Annotated in this window: 13 protein-coding genes, 2 tRNA genes, 1 pseudogene and 1 CRISPR repeat array (1 of these 17 only partly in view); of the genes and pseudogenes, 6 read left to right on the top strand and 10 right to left on the bottom strand. The window is 67.6% G+C overall.

Annotated elements, in window-relative coordinates; genetic code table 11:
- Window positions 1–938: direct repeats of the CRISPR family, unit length 36 nt; unit sequence GTTTTGATCTTGCCCTCACCGGGGCATTGTGATAAG (it extends 256 nt beyond the left edge of the window).
- Window positions 939–975: 37 nt separating this feature from the next.
- The 3 genes from cas2 to N2652_06265 are packed head-to-tail and all read right to left on the bottom strand — an operon-like array spanning window position 976 to window position 5,689.
- On the bottom strand, window positions 976–1,272 hold the full coding sequence (cas2, locus tag N2652_06275; GenBank protein MCX7818794.1) for a CRISPR-associated endonuclease Cas2: 297 nt from the start codon (window positions 1,270–1,272) through the stop codon (window positions 976–978).
- Entirely contained in the window at window positions 1,250–2,146 is an 897-nt protein-coding gene (gene cas1 / locus N2652_06270) for a CRISPR-associated endonuclease Cas1 (protein MCX7818793.1), read from the bottom strand. The genes cas2 and cas1 overlap by 23 nt, the downstream gene beginning before the upstream one ends.
- Complete coding sequence (locus N2652_06265) at window positions 2,147–5,689, bottom strand: hypothetical protein (GenBank protein MCX7818792.1); 3,543 nt, start codon at window positions 5,687–5,689, stop codon at window positions 2,147–2,149.
- Window positions 5,690–6,240: 551 nt separating this feature from the next.
- Here N2652_06265 and N2652_06260 point away from each other — a divergent pair.
- From N2652_06260 to N2652_06245, 4 genes and pseudogenes are all read left to right on the top strand, one after another.
- Window positions 6,241–6,870: pseudogene (locus tag N2652_06260) on the top strand (3-deoxy-D-manno-octulosonic acid transferase).
- Between the two features lie 711 nt (window positions 6,871–7,581).
- On the top strand, window positions 7,582–9,282 hold the full coding sequence (locus N2652_06255; protein MCX7818791.1) for a glycerol-3-phosphate dehydrogenase/oxidase: 1,701 nt from the start codon (window positions 7,582–7,584) through the stop codon (window positions 9,280–9,282).
- A complete protein-coding gene (locus tag N2652_06250; GenBank protein MCX7818790.1) occupies window positions 9,279–10,166 on the top strand; it encodes a TIGR01777 family oxidoreductase in 888 nt (295 codons plus the stop codon). The genes N2652_06255 and N2652_06250 overlap by 4 nt, the downstream gene beginning before the upstream one ends.
- The gene (locus N2652_06245; GenBank protein MCX7818789.1) at window positions 10,163–10,858 is read left to right on the top strand and encodes a DTW domain-containing protein; all 696 of its coding nucleotides are present in this window, start codon (window positions 10,163–10,165) and stop codon (window positions 10,856–10,858) included. Before N2652_06250 ends, N2652_06245 begins: the two co-directional genes overlap by 4 nt.
- A gap of 25 nt (window positions 10,859–10,883) precedes the next feature.
- On the opposite strand, the gene N2652_06240 is transcribed toward N2652_06245, so the two are convergent.
- The 3 genes from N2652_06240 to N2652_06230 form a co-directional block, all read right to left on the bottom strand.
- Window positions 10,884–10,957 (bottom strand) — tRNA-Arg (locus N2652_06240).
- A 58-nt stretch (window positions 10,958–11,015) separates the two neighbouring features.
- Entirely contained in the window at window positions 11,016–11,204 is a 189-nt protein-coding gene (locus N2652_06235; protein ID MCX7818788.1) for a hypothetical protein, read from the bottom strand.
- Between the two features lie 80 nt (window positions 11,205–11,284).
- Window positions 11,285–11,357, bottom strand: a tRNA-Thr gene (locus N2652_06230).
- A 193-nt stretch (window positions 11,358–11,550) separates the two neighbouring features.
- On the opposite strand from N2652_06230, the gene N2652_06225 reads away from it, so the two are divergent.
- On the top strand, window positions 11,551–12,501 hold the full coding sequence (locus N2652_06225) for a L,D-transpeptidase family protein (GenBank protein MCX7818787.1): 951 nt from the start codon (window positions 11,551–11,553) through the stop codon (window positions 12,499–12,501).
- A gap of 28 nt (window positions 12,502–12,529) precedes the next feature.
- Window positions 12,530–13,516, top strand: a complete 987-nt coding sequence (locus N2652_06220) for an acetyl-CoA carboxylase carboxyltransferase subunit alpha (protein MCX7818786.1) — start codon at window positions 12,530–12,532, stop codon at window positions 13,514–13,516.
- Between the two features lie 5 nt (window positions 13,517–13,521).
- Here N2652_06220 and N2652_06215 read toward each other — a convergent pair whose 3' ends face one another.
- The 4 genes from N2652_06215 to folP are packed head-to-tail and all read right to left on the bottom strand — an operon-like array spanning window position 13,522 to window position 16,798.
- Window positions 13,522–14,235 (bottom strand): tetratricopeptide repeat protein, encoded by a 714-nt coding sequence (locus N2652_06215; protein MCX7818785.1) that lies wholly within the window; start codon window positions 14,233–14,235, stop codon window positions 13,522–13,524.
- A complete protein-coding gene (locus N2652_06210; GenBank protein MCX7818784.1) occupies window positions 14,232–15,194 on the bottom strand; it encodes a CdaR family protein in 963 nt (320 codons plus the stop codon). Before N2652_06210 ends, N2652_06215 begins: the two co-directional genes overlap by 4 nt.
- The gene (gene cdaA / locus N2652_06205; protein MCX7818783.1) at window positions 15,187–16,014 is read right to left on the bottom strand and encodes a diadenylate cyclase CdaA; all 828 of its coding nucleotides are present in this window, start codon (window positions 16,012–16,014) and stop codon (window positions 15,187–15,189) included. The genes N2652_06210 and cdaA overlap by 8 nt, the downstream gene beginning before the upstream one ends.
- Window positions 15,995–16,798, bottom strand: a complete 804-nt coding sequence (gene folP, locus N2652_06200) for a dihydropteroate synthase (protein ID MCX7818782.1) — start codon at window positions 16,796–16,798, stop codon at window positions 15,995–15,997. The genes cdaA and folP overlap by 20 nt, the downstream gene beginning before the upstream one ends.
- Between the last annotated feature and the right edge of the window lie 18 nt (window positions 16,799–16,816).

Here is a 16,816-nt window from a genome sequence, read left to right as displayed (position 1 = left end):
ACGCCCGAACGGCTGGCGGTTTTGATCTTGCCCTCACCGGGGCATTGTGATAAGGCAGTTGCGCGAGCCGGTAGCGCGGAAGTGATGTTTTGATCTTGCCCTCACCGGGGCATTGTGATAAGAGATGTTTTCGGGGTAGACCGCGCGGACGGGCGTTTTGATCTTGCCCTCACCGGGGCATTGTGATAAGCCGCAGTTTCCGACGACTGGAGACTCTACGTCGTTTTGATCTTGCCCTCACCGGGGCATTGTGATAAGACTGGTCGGGGCTTCGTCGCAATCGTGTCACGTTTTGATCTTGCCCTCACCGGGGCATTGTGATAAGTTCCTGGCGGCGCGGCCGGAGCTATTTGCGCCGTTTTGATCTTGCCCTCACCGGGGCATTGTGATAAGGCCACCAACTGACACCGCGACCAGATCGTGTAGTTTTGATCTTGCCCTCACCGGGGCATTGTGATAAGCGGATCGTCTGGAAAATCTGCCTCCGCGTCTCGTTTTGATCTTGCCCTCACCGGGGCATTGTGATAAGGGCGCCGGCGCAAGCGGAGACGGAGACGATTCCGTTTTGATCTTGCCCTCACCGGGGCATTGTGATAAGGACCACGGGCGGCAGCCTACCCTCGGCCCGGCGTTTTGATCTTGCCCTCACCGGGGCATTGTGATAAGGAGCCGGCGCAAGCGGAGACGGAGACGGTGCCGTTTTGATATTGCCCTCACCGGGGCATTGTGATAAGTTGAAGCCGCGGGACATGGAAGCGTCTCCGCCGTTTTGATCTTGCCCTCACCGGGGCATTGTGATAAGGGGGGCTGGTGGGGCAAACTGAAGGTGAAGGAGTTTTGATCTTGCCCTCACCGGGGCATTGTGATAAGGCTGTTGGCGGCGGCGGATCTGATATGCGGCCGTTTTGATCTTGCCCTCACCGGGGCATTGTGATAAGAGGTCGGCGGAACCGGTTGAAAATCAGCCGGTTCCGCTTACCATATCACCACGGATTCGTGTAAACGGCGAATTCTGGTGGCTGCCGCGTCGGATTCCTTGAGGACGATTTGGGCCTCCCAGACCTTCTCGTCCATCGGTAGCAGCCGAACGTCGCCCTCCACAAACTTGGCGATCCGGCGCATGTGCCGGATCACCCGTTCACACTCATGCGGCTCGCCTCTGAACAGGTAGATGCTGTACTGCACCCGCTGGGCGCCCAGCTTCTCAAACTCTTTCCGGAGAAAGGTTTGGTCCCGCGTCTCCGGACAGTCATAGGCAAGCATCACGAGCATGCAGCAGAAAGGGGTGGAACTTTTCTCTGCCGTCCAGGGATCGCACGAATGACTCGACCATCAGCCGGATGATCGAGCGCAGCCGGTAGGCCTTCTCGCGGTAGATGAACCGTTCCTCCATCATCGCGGCGAAGTGTGCCGCCATCCGCGCGGGCGTCTCGACGTCGTCGAAGTGCCGCAGCAGCGTCAACTCCACCGTGCAGCGCAATGGCTCGATCAGATCACATACCAGGCTGGGGCGGCTGCGCCGCAGCTTGTGGATCAGGCCGACGCTCGTCTCCAGTCCCGCGGCCAGGCACTGCCAGGAGATCGCGTGATAGAGAAATCCGTAGCCGTAGTTCAGCGCCACATTGAGCGGCGTCGTCGGCATCCTCCGCTCCCGCGCGAAGAGGTCCTGCTTCACCGCGTCGAAATAACGGGGCCAGAAAAACCGGGCGTATTGCGACTCGAGCCGAAGAATTCGGCTGAACGAGTTCTCCTTCAGCACCGGCCGTTCAGAGAGGGAGGGGTTGAACGAGCGCAGCATCAGGTGCTGGTTGCAGACCTTGGCGTAGAGCAGGTCGCTGGCGTACTGGGTGGCCTGCCGCGGCGTGAGCCGGCACAGCCGCCAGAGCGCGTTGGGATTCACGTGGCGTTCCCGCGGCGCCAGCGAGATCGTCGCCCATTTGCGTTGGACTCGATCCCATCGCGCGATCACGACGGGGCACTGGGAGGCCAGCCGCTCGAGCGCGGTTTCGGTCCAGCAGGCCCGGTTTGAGAAACACTGGACGCTGCCGAGCGTTGCGATCGCGATGCGGCGGTCACCGGAGATCAGGTGATCGTCTTCCACCCGAAGCATCGGGTGATCGTCAGCGAGGATCAGATGGTGGATCATTTACGGGTGGGGTGCACGGCCAGCCAGCGCGTGCTCTCGGGTTCGGAGCAGGCGCGCGAGCGTCTCGGGGTTCGACGGACTCCAAATCTTCGGTCCGGAGGGGATGACATTGCGCAAGGGTGTAGCGGAGAAGTCTCGATATTCCGCGAGTTCGAGCTCTACTTGTTTTGACGCCCTGATCGAGCGCACGCGCATCCACAAACGGGCCGTTGGCTCGCGGTTTTCGGGCGCCAACTCGAACTGTCCATCCTGGCAGGGGCCGAAGGGGACGAGCAGCAGGTCGCCTTTGCGGATGTGGCCGACCTTTTCGGTGACGCCGGCGGGTCGGTGGATGGGCGGCGGGCGTCCCCACATTCTTTTGTAGGCGGCGATGTTGCGGGCGGTGGGGATAGCAACGGACTTGTAGACCCAGACCGGCGTGCCGGTGACATCGAGCAGGGGGCGACCTGCGCGGTCGAGCTTGGGCCCGCGCCAGATTTCCAGGCGATCGAAGGTTTCGGTCGCCCCCTTGAGGCCGATGAGCCAGCCCTTGGTGTGGCCCTTTGCGCTGCGGTAGTAGCGTGGCGCGTGGGGTGCGGCGGACCGGGCGGTGGTGATGTGTGGATGGGCGGCGAAGTCCGCCTTCTGCTGCGGCAGGGGCAGCTGGAGGCGGCGGACGGGGGTGCCGTCGCGCAACCGGAGGGGGGGGAGTTCGGCTGGGCGGGGATCGTTCATCCACCGCTTGACCTCGCTGTCCGAGATGCGGTCGGGTCCCAGGCCGGCGCGTCGCAGGGCGTCGAGCAGATTTTCCGGCTCGATGTTTTTGACCACCTGGTTTTTTTCGTCCACCACTTTGACAATGGGCACGCGCTGCCAGCACTGGCCTTCCGCGCGAGGGAGGCTGACGGGCTGCTGCAGGGTGCGGGAGGAGCGGGGATGGCGCTGCCGCAGGCGGTGGACATGGCAGCGGAGAGGGTCGGCGGCTTCGACCGCGGCGATGTTGGGCGCCAGCTCCGGCAGGGGCTGCAGGTGGGGATGGCCCGCGACCGTCACGGTTTCGAAGATGCCGCCGCAGCGCACGTGGTTGAGGCCGTCGCCCGGCGGGATATTCGCGAGCACGCCGGCATCCCACATGTGATGCCGGAGGTTGTTTCGGTTTTTCAGAGGGCGGGCGGCGGGGCCATTGCCGGGAGGCAGAAAGTACTCGCCCGGCAGTTTAGCGCTCCACGCTTCGCGGCAGGCGGCGGTGAGTGGGCCCGACGGGGTGGCGACGCGTTGGCGCACCTCCAGTTCGATGCGGCGAGCGCGTTCGGTGGGGTTGGCGATGTGGGCATGCTTGCGCTCGATGCCGAGCCATTCGATCACGCGGCGTTGGAGCTCCCGCGCGAGCTGGGCGGTGCGCGTGAGGTTCGACCAATCCGGGCAGTCGGAGGAGGTCCAGAGGAAGACGCGACGTTTGCGTTCGCTCCAGCGCATTGGCGCGGCCAGCTCTCGCGCGCGGTCGAGACCGAGCCATTCGACGGGGGTGCGGTTTCCTTTCTGCGCGTTCGTCTGGCGGCGGGTGATGACGAGGTTTTCCATGATGGAGAGGCCGCCGCGGGACTGTGGGAAGATGTGTTCGATTTCGAGCGCCGGGGCGAGGGGGTCACGGCCGAGTGAGTCGCCGGTGTAGGGGCACTTCGCGGTGCCGTCGCTGCCGGACTGCTCGTAGAAGAGGAGCAGGCGGCGGATCTGGTTGTCGTCGAGCTGGTCGAAGTCGAGACCGAACAGTTGCGCGATTCTGCGGCGCTCTTCCCGGCGGGCTTTCAGTTCTTCGCGGATTGCGCGCAGTTGTTCGGTGTTGCGCGGCATGTCGCGGACCGCTTCGATCACGACGTAGTCGGGGACGGTGCGACCGTCGAGTTGGTCGCGCAGGTCCACCAGTTCGCCGGTGTCGAGCCGGAGCTGTCCGGCGAAGAGGCGGCGGAGCAAGCCGTGCTGGCGGGGGATGCCGTCGCGTCGGTCGCGCGGTTCGCCGGTTTGCGGATCGAACTGGCGGGGGTCGCCGAGCAGGTAGTCGACCTGCGGGTAGAGCGCGCGGCCGGCGGTGGCCTGTTTGCGCCATTCGTAGTAGCCGCAGGCGGTCAGACGTTCGCGGATGCGTTCCGGATCGAAGTCGGTTTCGTTGTCGGTTGCGAGCTTTAGCAGCACCTGGGCCGCGCTGCTACAGATGGGGGCTTTCGCGCGGAGGCGCGCGGAGGAGGGTTTCAAGAGATCGCCGAGCTGATCGAAGAAGTCCTTGTTCAGGCTGCTCTGCGACGTGGGCACCAGTCGGCCGAGATGTTGTTCGATCTGGCGGCGAAGATTCGGCGCGGTGGGCCGGCGTTGGCGGGCGGCCCACGCTTGAGCGTCGTCGGCCACGAACGAGACCGCTTCGCGCACGATGTCCGCCGTGACGTGTTGACGGGCGCCGCTGGCAAGTTCAACGCGGCGTTCTGCGAGGAACTGGAGGATCCGCCACTGCCGGATCGCCGCCTCGCCGGCCATGGAGCGCCGGTAGACGCCGGCGGGAAGGTGGCCGAGCGCGATGAGGTGGGGGGCGACCGCGCAGCGGCCCTCCTTGCGCTCCCACAGTCGGCGCGCTTCGGCCGGTGTGCGTCGGTGCAGATCCATGATGCTTTCCGCGTTTGGGTCGTAGACCTCGCCGCGCCCGTCGTGGGGGCCGATCAGCTCGCGCATCGCGTCGTCGAACCGGTTCGGCGGGAAGAAATGCCGGTGGCGTTCACAGATCTGTCGGAGGTGGGCTTTGACGAGCTCGCGGGGGAAGTTGTGACCCCGCGCGGCGGGCCGGAGGTTGGTGTGGTGTTTTTCGCGCATGTGGTCGTCCAGCATTCGGCGGATGGGGTCGCCACGGTACCGCGAAATCGCGTCAGCGATGATGCGGCATGCTTCGACCTTCTGGCTCTCCTTCAGATCGGAGCTGTCCTCGATGAGGAGTTGCAGCTCGGTTCCGTACTCCTCTGGGAGAACGCCGGTGGCGCCCCAGGCGCGGATCTTGGAGAGTTCGAGATCGTCTCCCCAGGGGTAGGTGGTGTTTTCGTCGCGGAACAGAATGTGGTGATCGTATCCGCGGTGGCGGACGCAGTGGCGGATGCAGACGACGAGCGCTTCGGGGCTGGCGAGCGGCTGCGCGCCGGCGATCGCGCGCCAGCGGTGTTCGAACGCGCGTTCGAACGCGCGGGGATTTGCCCAGAGTTGGCCGGCCTGTTGGGCGGATAGCAGCCCGTATTTCACGACCCACTCTTTCAGACGCCGATCGCGCTGCTGCCGGGCGCGGCGAGCATGGCGAACCGCCCGCAGCTGGCGGCGCATCTGCAGTGGCGCGGCTTCGGGGAGAGGAACGAGGAAAGTCCCGCGAAAGAGACACTCCGGGCCTTTTCGCAACCAGATACCGATGCCTTCCACGCCGACGTCAACGCCGAGGACCACGGCGGACCGGTAAAACTCGTGGTTCTCCCAACGCTGCAGGATCGCGCGGCGCTCTTCTGGATTGGCGGTGGACTGAGCCAATGGGCAGGCGTTCATATTGACCTCCGAAGCGCGTTAGTGGAGAATAAAAACGGATCAAAACCTGTGGCAAGGCGGGCTTCGGTCCGCCAGGGTCGGCCTGAGAGCCCAAGTCGCGAAAGCGCGCCACAACTCCGGCTTGTTCCGCGGCCGCTTTGTGCGGCCGCATTTCTTTTGAGGATTGCGGGCGTCCAAGTGGGGGAGATGCATGTTGGCCCGGGTGGAACCGGGCTCTCCATGGGGATGAGGCGGGGATGTCGGGTCGCGGCATTGTGGGGGGCGCCGTTCCACCGGCGCTGTTTTGTTGAGGGAGCGAGGCCCTCCATGGGGCGTAGGGGTTGGGTTTCGGGCGGGGTGGTCAGGGTGGTGATGGACACGCGTCCAAACGTTGGGGAGTTTGCCCAGGACGGTGTCCAAAGGTTGGAGACGAAATCCGGCACGGATTTTCGCGCGCGTTTTGTCGTCGCGGGTGGCACGGTTGTAGGGGTCGAAGATCGCGGCGGGGGGGCGTGTCCGGAAGCCGAATTCACGGGGGAGTCGTGATCCGATATATTTCGCGGATGCTCTGGATGTTGTACCAGGCATTGTTTGCGGCGGGCTTTCTCGTGCTCGCTCCGGGTCACCTCATCCGGGTTGCGCGGCGGGGGGGCGGGTGGAACCGATTTGGGGAGCGGTTTGCGCGGTACCGCGGCGATGTGCTGGCGCAGGCTCGCGCTGCGCCGCATCGCGTGTGGCTGCATGCGGTGAGCGTGGGCGAAATGCAGGTGGCGATGCATGTGATCGCGGAGTGGCGTCGCCGCGAGCCGCAACGGCGTTTCATCGTCTCGACGACCACGCCGACTGGTCGCGCGGTTGCCGAGCGAAAGCTGACGGCGGGCGACACGCTGGTGTACAGCCCGTTGGACTTTCCGGGTGTGATCCGGCGCGCGGTGGGCTTACTGCGGCCCACCGCGTTGGTGCTGTGCGAATCGGAGCTGTGGCCGAACTGGATCCGGAGCGTGGCCTCGGGGGGCGGGGCGGTCGCCGTCGTCAACGGCCGCCTGTCGGATCGTTCGTTCCCGCGATACCGCCGCTGGGCGCTGCCGATGACGCGGCAGGTGCTGCCGATGATCCGCCGGATCTGCGCGCAAAGTGACGAGGACCGGCGCCGGTTTGTGGCCCTCGGCGCTCCTCCGGAACGGGTGGAGGTGGTCGGCAGTGCGAAGTACGATGCGCCGCCCCCGGATCCCGCGGCGACCGGGGCCATCCGGGAGGCTCTGGTTGCGGTTGGCTTTCCGGCCGATGCGCTCTGGATGGTGGGCGGATCGACCTGGCCCGGGGAGGAACGGGCGCTGCTGGAGACGTTTCGCGATTGTCGGGCCCGGGCGCCGCGGTTGCGCCTTTTGCTGGTTCCCCGGCACGCGGAACGCGGCGCGGCGCTCGCCGGTGAGATTCGGCGCGCCGGATTTCATCTGTACCGGCGGCGCACGGGGGAGCGCTCGAGCGAGGCGCCGGACGTGGCACTGTTCGACACCACCGGCGAACTGGGCGCCGTGTACGGTTTGGCGGACATCGTCTTTGTCGGCAAGAGCCTGTGCGCGCATGGCGGGCAGAATCCGATCGAACCGGCGTTGTGCGGTCGGCCGATTCTTTGCGGTCCGAACATGGAGAACTTCCGGTCGATCTTGGCGGACTTTCGCGAGGCGGACGCGATCCGGCTGGTGGAGGATGCCGCGGCGCTGACGCGCGCGGTGGCGGAATGGCTGGCCGATCCGGCGGGTCGGGAGGCGATGGGGCGACGGGCGCTGGAGGTCACTCGCCGCCGCGCCGGCGCGGTCCGGCGCACGGTGGATGCGCTACAACTGATGGTGCGCGATGCGGGCTGACCACTCGATCGCATCGAGCCGCCCCGTCAGGGGAGGCAGGGGAGAATGAAGCGCGAGCTGCGCCGGCTGGCGGATGAGACGTTCGAGGTGCTCATCATCGGCGGCGGCGTCTACGGGCTGGCGACCGCCTGGACGTGCTCGCTGCGGGGTTTGCGCACCGCGCTCGTCGAGCGGGGCGATTTTGGCGGCGCGACTTCGGCGGGTTCGCTGAAGCTGGTGCACGGGGGCCTGCGGTATTTGCAGCATCTCGATTTCCGGCGGATGCGCCTTTCGATTCGAGAGCGTCGGCACATGCTCCGGATGGCGCCCCATTTGGTTCATCCGCTCGCGTTTTTGATTCCGTGCTACGGCCACGGGGTGAGAGGGCCGGAAGCGATGCGCGCGGCGTTGCTGGTGAACGACCTGATCGCTGCGGACCGCAACCGGGGCATTGACGATGCCACGCGATGGATTCCGCCGGGGCGCATGGTCACGGCCGAAGAGTGCCGGAAGCGGCTGCCAGGAGTGCGCGAGGCGGGGCTAACGGGCGGCGCGCTGTTCTGGGACGCGCAGATGTACGATTCTGAGCGTCTGACGCTCGCGTTTGCGCTGTCTGCGGCCGGCGAGGGAGCGGTGCTGGCCAACTACGCGGAGGTGGTGGGCTTCGAGCTGGCGCCGGACGGTGCGATCCGCGCCGCCCGCGTCCGGGACATCCTCGGCGGTGCGGAATTCGCGGTGCGCGCGCGGGTCTTCATCAACATGACCGGGCCATGGTCGGACATCACGGTGGCACGGCTGCGCGGGAGGGAACCCGGCCGCCGGGTGAGGCGGTCGAAAGGCATCCAGCTCATCGTCCGCCCGCTGCAATGTGCGACGGCGTTCGGCGTGGAGAGTCTTCGCGAGCGGGACAAAACCGCGAAAATCCCGCGCGGCCATCGCAGCTATTTCGCGACGCCGTGGCGCGGTCTGACGATCATCGGCACGACTGACACGCTTTTTGAGGGCGATCCGGACGACTATCGGGTGACGGAAGCGGACATTGAAGGCTTTTTGGGGGCGTTCAATGAGGCGTATCCGGGCGCCGGACTGACTCGGGCGGATGTGCGGTTCTGGTGCGGTGGGCTGAGGCCGCTGGGGGATGTGGATGCCGATCCGGACCATGTGCAGGCGTCCAACCGGCCGGAGTTTGTGGATCATGGCCGGGCGGGAGGACCGCCGAACCTGCTGACGGTAGTAGGGGTAAAGTACACGGTGGCTCGTGCGCTAGCGGAGCGTGCGAGTCGCTGGGCGGCCGAGCGGTTGGGGCGCCGGGATGAGCGGGAACCCTCTGCGACGAAGGTGCTTGCAGGTGGAGATCTGGGCTGCAGCGTGGACGAGTTTCTGCGGAGGCTCGCGCGGGACCACGGATGGGCGCCGGCGCTGGCGGAGCGGATGGGGCGGATGTACGGGCGGGCGGCCGGCGCGATCGCGGAGCTCGCGGAGCGGGAGCGGACGCTGGCAGGGGGACTGGCCGGCGCGCCACATGTGCTGAGGGCGGAAGTTGCGTATGCCTGCCGTGAGGAGGCGGCGCAGACGCTGGCCGACATCGTGCTTCGGCGAACGGGGTTGGGGGGAGCCGGCCACCCCGGCGCGGAGGCGTTGGAGGAATGCGCCGCGATTGCGGCGGCGGAGCTGGGCTGGGACGAGTCGCGCCGGCGCGCGGAACTCGAGGCGATCGAGCAGGTCTACCGACCTGGGCGCACGATGGACGGCGGAGGATCGCGATGACGATTGCAATCACGGGAAGCCACGGGCTGATTGGCTCGGCGTTGTGGGCGGCTCTGGAGGCCGAGGGCGTCCGTCCGGTACGGATGGTCCGCAGCGGAGCTGGACCGGGAGAAGTCCAATGGAATCCGACGGCGACCGGCGACCTGTCGGGGCTGGCGGGATGCGAGGCGGTGGTCCATCTCGCCGGGGCGAACATTGCGGCGGGTCGCTGGACTACAGCGCGCAAGGCGCTCTTGCGATCGAGCCGGGTGGACGCGACCCGTCATTTGGCCTGTTCGCTCGCTCGGCTTTCGCCGCCGCCGCGGACGCTGGTGTGCGCCTCGGCGATCGGTTGGTATCCGGTGGACGACGGGGGCCCCTACGAGGAATCGGCGCCGGCAGCGCCGACGTTTCTGGGAGAGCTGGTGCGGGATTGGGAGGCGGCAGCGGAGCCGGCGGCAGCGGCGGGGATGCGGGTGGTGCAGTTGCGGTTTGGGGTGGTGCTCTCGCCCAAGGGGGGTGCGCTTGCCCGGATGTTGCCGCTGTTTCGGCTGGGGTTGGGCGGGCCGATCGGTTCCGGTCGGCAGTGGATGAGCTGGGTGAGTCTGGACGACGCGGTGCGGGCGATCCGCTTTGTGATCGCAAAGGAGGGACTTCGCGGACCGGTGAACGTCACCGCGCCCCATCCGGTGATGCAGCGGGAGTTTGCAGCGGCGCTCGGCCGGGCGCTACGGCGGCCGGCCGTGCTGCCGACGCCGGCGTGGGCACTCCGGCTGGTGCTGGGCGAGATGGCGGATGCCCTTCTTTTGCGCGGTTCGCGGGTGTTGCCGCGACGGCTGCTCGAGGCGGGGTTTCAGTTTGCGCATCCGGCACTCAGACACGCGCTCGCGGCGCTGCTCTCATGAACGGCGGAGGCGATCGGCTGCCGAGCCGCCGTCACCGCCGCCCGCGGTGTGACGGATGTACGCTGCACGCGGAGCTGTGCGTGTGCGCGCAGCTGCCCCGAGTTGCAACCCCGTACCACTGGATACTAGTGCAACATGCCGCCGACCGCCGACGCCCGACGAACACCGGCCGTCTGGTCGCCGCGATGGTGGAGAACGTGGAGGTGCTCGTGTTTGCGGATCGACATGAGCGGTTTGACGAGATGCCACTGCGGGATCCGACACGCGACTATTTGCTTCTGTTCCCGGCGTTCGGCGCGGAGGAGCTTTTGCGGGGTCATCTGGAGGGGCGGGAAGGGCGGCAGCCGACGTTGGTGCTGCTCGATGGCACATGGCGGCAGGCGGCGAGGATGCGGCGCCGGATCGCGGCGTTGCGGGCGATGCGGTGCGTGCGGCTGCCGGTGGCCGCTCCGTCCAGCTGGGCGATCCGGCGCGCCGAGGATCCGGCACGCCTGTGCACGTTGGAGACGGTGATCCGTGTGGTTGCTTTGAGCGGCCGCGAGGACGAGGCGCGTCGGATGTGGGAGGCGATGAAGTGGATTGAAGGCCGTCTGATGTACATGCGCGGACGTCGGCCCACGCCCCCTTCGTTGGCGGAAGTGCGGCAGGAGCTTTCGCGAGTGCCGTCGCCGTGGGGCTTCGGCGGGCCGTGAGATCACCGGCATTGGCTCGCCGGCGTACCCCGGGCGCGGATCGAACGCGCGACCTGCGGTTTAGGAAACCGCCGCTCTGTCCAACTGAGCTACCGGGGTGTCCTTGGGCGGCAGCTTAGCGGGTGCGCTGTGCGCGCGCCAGCCGGCTGACCCACGTCTAACTGCCCTTGAGCAACAGAACCGTCACCACCGCCGCGGCGACGAGCGCCCCCACCAGCAGCACCAGCGCCGTGCCCGAGGTGGAGTCGCCGCCGCGGGGTGGGGGAGGATGCAATCCGGGTCTTCGGCGATAATGACTGCCCGTCGGCCTGCCGCCGATTTCGTAGAAACTTCTTTCCCCCCTCATCCCCTCAATCCCCCTCACGCAATGGAGGCAACCGGTCGCGGGGAATCTCCCTGGCTCGCCCGCCCGCTGCCGCACTCCGGAGCCAGCTGTCGGGGTCGAACCGACGACCTGCTGATTACAAATCAGCTGCTCTGCCGACTGAGCTAAGCTGGCTTTTTTCACATTTATCAATCGCTCCAAATCGGCAGAAAAGCAAGCGGCGGGACGTGCGCAGACGTCCGCGACGGACTCGTCCTAGCTGGGCGGTGTGCACCGGTCGGGGACCGGTCGATCGGTGCGCTTGCCAACGTGGGGGCGGATCATCCAGACTGCCACGGACCGGGCGGCAGGTTGAACGCGGACGGGCATGAGTGACGATTTGTACATTCGCCGGGTATCCTCCCCCCGCTCTCGGGGGCCGTGGTGGGCGGTCGGGCTGGCGGTTCTGGCCGCCGCAGCGGCGCTCGGGGTGCGGTGGGTGCGGCAGCGGCCGGCCAAGCCGACGCCCGCACCCGTCGGGGTCCCGGTGCCCGCGACCAATGTGGTGCCGTCGCCGCCGCCGACCAGCCCCGCACCGTTGCGGGCCACCGCCGAGCCGACGCCGGCCCCCGCGGACCCCGGCGCTGACGCGGTGCAGGCGGCGCGGGCGCTGTTCCAGGCGCGGCAGCTCGCCGCGGCGAGGGAGCGGGCGTTTCAGGCGCTTGAATCGGCACGTGAGCCGGCGGTGCGGCGTGCGGCGGAGGACCTGCTGGGGGAGATTCACATCGCGATGGTGTTTTCGCCGGCGCCGATGCCGGAAAAGAGCGACTACGTGATTCAGCCGGGCGACCGACTGGCGACGATCGCGCGCCGGTTCGGCTGCACCGTTGAGCTGCTGATGAAGGGGAACGGGCTGAAGGGAGAGGTGATCCGGCCCGGCGACCGGTTGCGGGTGCTGAGCGGTCGCTTTTCGGTGGAAGTGGATAAATCCGACAACGAGCTGGTGGTGCGGCTGAACGACCGCTTTTTTAAGCGATACCGGATCGGGACCGGAGAGTTTGACAAGACGCCGACGGGCCAGTTCACGATCACCGAGCGGATCGCGCAGCCGACGTGGTGGCGCCCGGACGGGCGGACGGTGCCCTACGGCGACAAGGAGAACGTGCTCGGGACCCATTGGTTGTCGCTGAACGTACCGGGCTACGGCATTCATGGAACGTGGGAGCCGGAGACGATCGGGCGGTCGGTGAGCGCGGGCTGCATCCGGCTGCTGAATTCGGACATCGAGGAACTCTTCACGCTGCTACCGGCGGGCACGCCGGTGGTGATTCACGATTGACTCGACGGAGGTCGTTGTGGCGGGCTACATGCTGCCGTTCGAGAAGCCGATCGCGGAGCTCGAGCAAAAGCTGCGCGAACTGCACCGCTTCAGCGAAGAGCAGGACATCGACGTTTCCGGCGAGATCCGTCGGATCGAGGAAAAAATCCGGGAGCTGCGCCGCAAGATCTATTCGGAGCTCACGCCGTGGCAGCAGGTGCAGGTGGCCCGCCATCCGCAGCGCCCGTACACCCGCGACTACATCGGTACGATGATGCGGGACTTCGTCGAGCTGCACGGTGACCGTCGCTTCGGCGACGACGCGGCGATGGTGGGGGGGTTTGCGACGATTGGCGCGCATCGCGTGATGGTGATCGGCACGCAGAAGGGGCGGGACACAAAGACGAATGTCCGGTGCCACTTCGGTTGTGCGCTGCCGGAGGGGTATCGGAAAGCGCTGCGGCTGATGCGGCTGGCGGCGCGGTTCGGTCGGCCGATCGTCACGCTGATCGACACGCCCGGCGCCTACCCGGGTATCGAGTCGGAGGAGCGTCACATCGCGGAAGCGATCGCGGTGAACCTGCGCGAGATGTTCACGCTGCCGGTGCCGATCGTGGTCGCGGTGATCGGCGAGGGTGGCAGCGGCGGTGCGCTGGGTATTGGCGTCGGCGACCGGATTCTGATCCTCGAGCACGCATATTACTCGGTGATTTCGCCGGAGGGTTGTGCGGCGATTCTGTGGAAGGACCGCGCGTACGCGGACCGTGCCGCGGCGGTGCTGAAGCTGACCGCGCGGGATCTTCTGCAGTTCGGTCTGGTGGATGAGATCGTGCCGGAACCGGAGGGCGGTGCGCACGCGGCGCCGGCGGTCGCCGCGACGCTGCTCTCGGCGGCGATCACGCGCGCGCTGGACGAGCTGGTGACGGTGCCAGCGGCGGAGCTGATGGAGCGGCGGTATCAGAAGTTCCGGCGGATGGGGGTCTGGATCGAGGAGGCCGGGGCGCCCGCTGCGCCGGAGCCGGCGGGCCAGCGGTAGGCGCGCTACTCGAGGATGTTCATCGCCTGCTCGGCGGCGCGGCAGCGCCGCAGCTGGGCCTCGTACTCCGCGACTACGTTGGAGGCGATGTTCGCGAGCCGCGCGAGTCGAAGCGCTTCTTCGGCGGCGCGTCGGGCGCGAGCGTATTCGCCGGAGACGTAGTAGCTTTCCGCGAGCGTGCTCCACACCCGATAATCGAGCGGGGCCATCACGAGCGCTTGCTGTGCGTGAGCGAGCGCGCGCCGCCCGTCACGGAATCGGATGTCCCGCGCGGTCGCATGCAGCCAGGCGAGGTTGTTGACCGCAAAATAGTCGCCCGGGTCCAGCTCGATCGAGCGGGCCAGCACGTTGGTTGCCTCCGCATACTGCTCGGTGGCGATCAGCGAGGTACCCAGACCGAACAGCGCGCGGCGGTTGCTCGGATCCACCTGCAGCGCCTGGCGAAAGGAGGCGATTGCGCGCTCGTGGTCGCCGATGCGTGCGTGGAAAAAGCCCTCCTCCGCGATCGCATTTGCGCGTCGTTCGGCCTCGGTCTGAGGCTGGCGGGCGAACGGCGTGGTCACCGTCGGCACCGCATTCGTGCGGGCGGGCGGTGTGGCGGTGTCCGCTGCGCCTGCGGGGCGAGCGAACGCGAGCACCACGATCAACAGTCGGTAGGGCCAGTGGCGCCGGTCTGCCCGCCGACGATGCGCACCGCCAGATCGCATCAGCGATTTCATGGTTTCAGCTCCACCATCGCAGAAGGAGGGTCGAGCGCAAGCACCCTCGCGCCCGGCGGCGGGAACACGCGAATCCGGGTTTCCACCGGACGGTCCGGTTGAACTGACGAGGGTTCGACGAACGCGCGTACCTCGTCCTCCGACATCCGCTCGAGCAGCGCGGCCGGCCCCTGGAGGGTCACCCGGACGGTCGCCGGGCGTACCTCCAGCCGACATCCGCGGCCAGGCGGCATGAGCGCCTGGATCGGCACCGCGTCCAGCACGCGCTGCGCCGCGTGTTCGACGATCAGCACCTCGACGTTGACGCGATCGGGCTCGAGCCGTGCGGACGGCACGCCGGCGGGCGGCACCACCGCCGCGCGCACTCGGAACGAGGTCAGCCGGCCCTGCAGATCAATCGGGGAGGTTCGAAGCCATTCGATCTCTTCGAGCCGGGACAGCGGACCGCGCAGACGCACCGCGGCGGGGGTGCAGGTGACCGCGCCGATCTCGTAGCCTTGCGGTGGCGCATCTTGGAATTCCGCCCGCACCGGCACCATCCGTTCCCCCTCCCGGTCTACGCTGAACGCGATGCGACCGGGTTCAATCCGGACCGGGCGCGCGCCGCCGGAGGAACGAACGTGCCGGGGTCGCAGTTCCACCACCTGCCGGCCGTGCTCGTCCGGCGGCACGCCCGGCGGCGCGGGCACTTCGATGAGCACGCTCTGCCGCTCCAGCTGCGCGAGGTCCGACTGCGCACCGCGAAACCACACGTCCGCCATGTCTGCGGACTGTTCAAGCACGGTGATGCCCTGCGCGGTGACGACCCGGATCGGCACGTCGCGGACCACCGTTTCGAAGCTGATCGCCTCTCGGACCGTGGCCCAGACGATCGTCGCCAGCACGACGGACAGCACCATCGTCCAGCGGCGCGTCCGCCGCTCGCGCAGGTCCGCTGCCAGGGTTGCGCCGTCAGTCATTCGCCTCTCCGAGCGGGACGGCGTCGCCGCGGTATGCGCGGAAGGCGCCGCGCCGGCGGGCGCGGTGCAGCACGGCGGTGAGCACGCGCCGCAGCCGCTCCTCGTCCAGACCGCGGCTGAGTCGCCCGTTCAACGCCACCGAGACCGTGCCGGTTTCCTCCGACACCACCACCACGATCGCATCCGTTTCTTCGGAGAGACCGATGGCGGCGCGGTGCCGCGTGCCCAGCGTGCGCACCGCCTCGCTCTGCTGGGTGAGCGGAAACACACAACCCGCCGCAACGACGCGCTGGTCGCGGATGATCACGCCGCCGTCGTGGAGGGGGGTGTGCGGATGGAAAATCGTCGCGAGCAATTCCGGCGTGACGCGCGCGTCGAGCGGCTTGCCGGTTTCCTGCACCGCGCGGGTACCGATCTGCCGCTCGATCGCGATCAGCGCACCAATCTTGCGCTCGGAGAGCAGCATCGCGGCCTGGACCACCGCGTCCACGAGGCTGCGTTCGTCCGCGGTGATGCCGAACGCGGGCGACTTGCCGAGCTCCGCCAGCGCGCGTCGGATTTCGGGCTGAAAAATGATCACGAGCCCGACCGCGAGGTAGACGGAGAACCGCTGCAGCAACCAGAACAGCACCTCCATCCGGACGACCCGCGTCAGCAGGGTCAACAGCAGCACCACCACGACCAGGCCGGTCAGCACCTGCGCGCCGCGCGTGCCGCGGAAAAACCGGATCGTGTAGTAGAACGCGAACGACAGGACCGCGATCTCCAGCACACCCGACACGCCCGGCCGCGGCCATCGTTCAACCCAGGTCCAGTCCATCTGGCTGCGCCCCGCTCGCCATCGTATCCGCCACGCGAACGGCGTCGCAAGTTTCGCGCACGTCGTGCGCCCGCACCACCGCCGCGCCCAGGTAGACCGCGATCGCAGCCAGCGCGACGCTTCCTGCGACGCGCTCGGCGACCGGACGGCCGGTGAGATGACCGACGATGCTTTTGCGGGAGACCCCGATCAGCACCGGCCGGCCCAGCGCGGTGAGCTGCGGAATCGCACGCAGCAGCGCGAGGTTGTGGGCGGCCGTTTTCCCGAATCCGATGCCGGGATCGACCACGATCGCGGACGGGTCCACCCCCGCGGCGACCGCCGCCTCGACTCGTTGCTGTAGGAAGTCGCGCACTTCCGCGACGACGTCGCGGTAGCGAGGGTCCTGCTGCATTGTGGCGGGTTCGCCGCGCATGTGCATCAGCACGACACCGGCGCCAAAGTCTCGCACGACGGCGGCCATTTCCGGATCGCGCAGCGCGGAGACGTCGTTCACGACGCGGGCGCCGGCTTCGAGAGCGGCGCGGGCGACCGCGGCCCGCCGGGTGTCGACGGAGACGACCATGTGCCGATTTTCGCAGAGCCGGCGCACCACCGGCAGTACCCGACGCAGCTCCTCCTCGGGCGGTACCGGCGCGGCGCCGGGGCGGGTAGATTCACCGCCCACGTCAATGAGGTCGGCGCCCTGCTCGGCCATCGCCTGGGCGTGCGCGACTGCGCGCTCGGTGTCGAGGTACCGGCCGCCGTCGGAGAAAGAATCGGGTGTCACGTTAAGGATGCCCATCACGAGGGTGCGGCGTCC

It is taken from the genome of Kiritimatiellia bacterium (assembly GCA_026417735.1).
GTDB lineage: Bacteria > Verrucomicrobiota > Kiritimatiellia > PWTM01 > PWTM01 > CAACVY01.
The sequence above is the reverse complement of the archived record's forward strand: the minus strand, read 5'-3'. Positions and strand labels throughout refer to the sequence as shown.

Excerpts from the sequence above, each read along its gene's own strand:
- N2652_06235 (MCX7818788.1), bottom strand. The coding sequence starts at position 11,204 with ATGAGGGGGGAAAGAAGTTTCTACGAAATCGGCGGCAGGCCGACGGGC.
- cdaA (MCX7818783.1), bottom strand. The coding sequence starts at position 16,014 with ATGGACTGGACCTGGGTTGAACGATGGCCGCGGCCGGGCGTGTCGGGT.
- cas2 (MCX7818794.1), bottom strand. The coding sequence starts at position 1,272 with ATGCTCGTGATGCTTGCCTATGACTGTCCGGAGACGCGGGACCAAACC.
- N2652_06225 (MCX7818787.1), top strand. The coding sequence starts at position 11,551 with ATGAGTGACGATTTGTACATTCGCCGGGTATCCTCCCCCCGCTCTCGG.
- N2652_06210 (MCX7818784.1), bottom strand. The coding sequence starts at position 15,194 with ATGACTGACGGCGCAACCCTGGCAGCGGACCTGCGCGAGCGGCGGACG.
- N2652_06215 (MCX7818785.1), bottom strand. The coding sequence starts at position 14,235 with ATGAAATCGCTGATGCGATCTGGCGGTGCGCATCGTCGGCGGGCAGAC.
- N2652_06220 (MCX7818786.1), top strand. The coding sequence starts at position 12,530 with ATGCTGCCGTTCGAGAAGCCGATCGCGGAGCTCGAGCAAAAGCTGCGC.
- cas1 (MCX7818793.1), bottom strand. The coding sequence starts at position 2,146 with ATGATCCACCATCTGATCCTCGCTGACGATCACCCGATGCTTCGGGTG.
- N2652_06250 (MCX7818790.1), top strand. The coding sequence starts at position 9,279 with ATGACGATTGCAATCACGGGAAGCCACGGGCTGATTGGCTCGGCGTTG.
- folP (MCX7818782.1), bottom strand. The coding sequence starts at position 16,798 with ATGGGCATCCTTAACGTGACACCCGATTCTTTCTCCGACGGCGGCCGG.
- N2652_06255 (MCX7818791.1), top strand. The coding sequence starts at position 7,582 with ATGAAGCGCGAGCTGCGCCGGCTGGCGGATGAGACGTTCGAGGTGCTC.
- N2652_06265 (MCX7818792.1), bottom strand. The coding sequence starts at position 5,689 with ATGAACGCCTGCCCATTGGCTCAGTCCACCGCCAATCCAGAAGAGCGC.
- N2652_06245 (MCX7818789.1), top strand. The coding sequence starts at position 10,163 with ATGAACGGCGGAGGCGATCGGCTGCCGAGCCGCCGTCACCGCCGCCCG.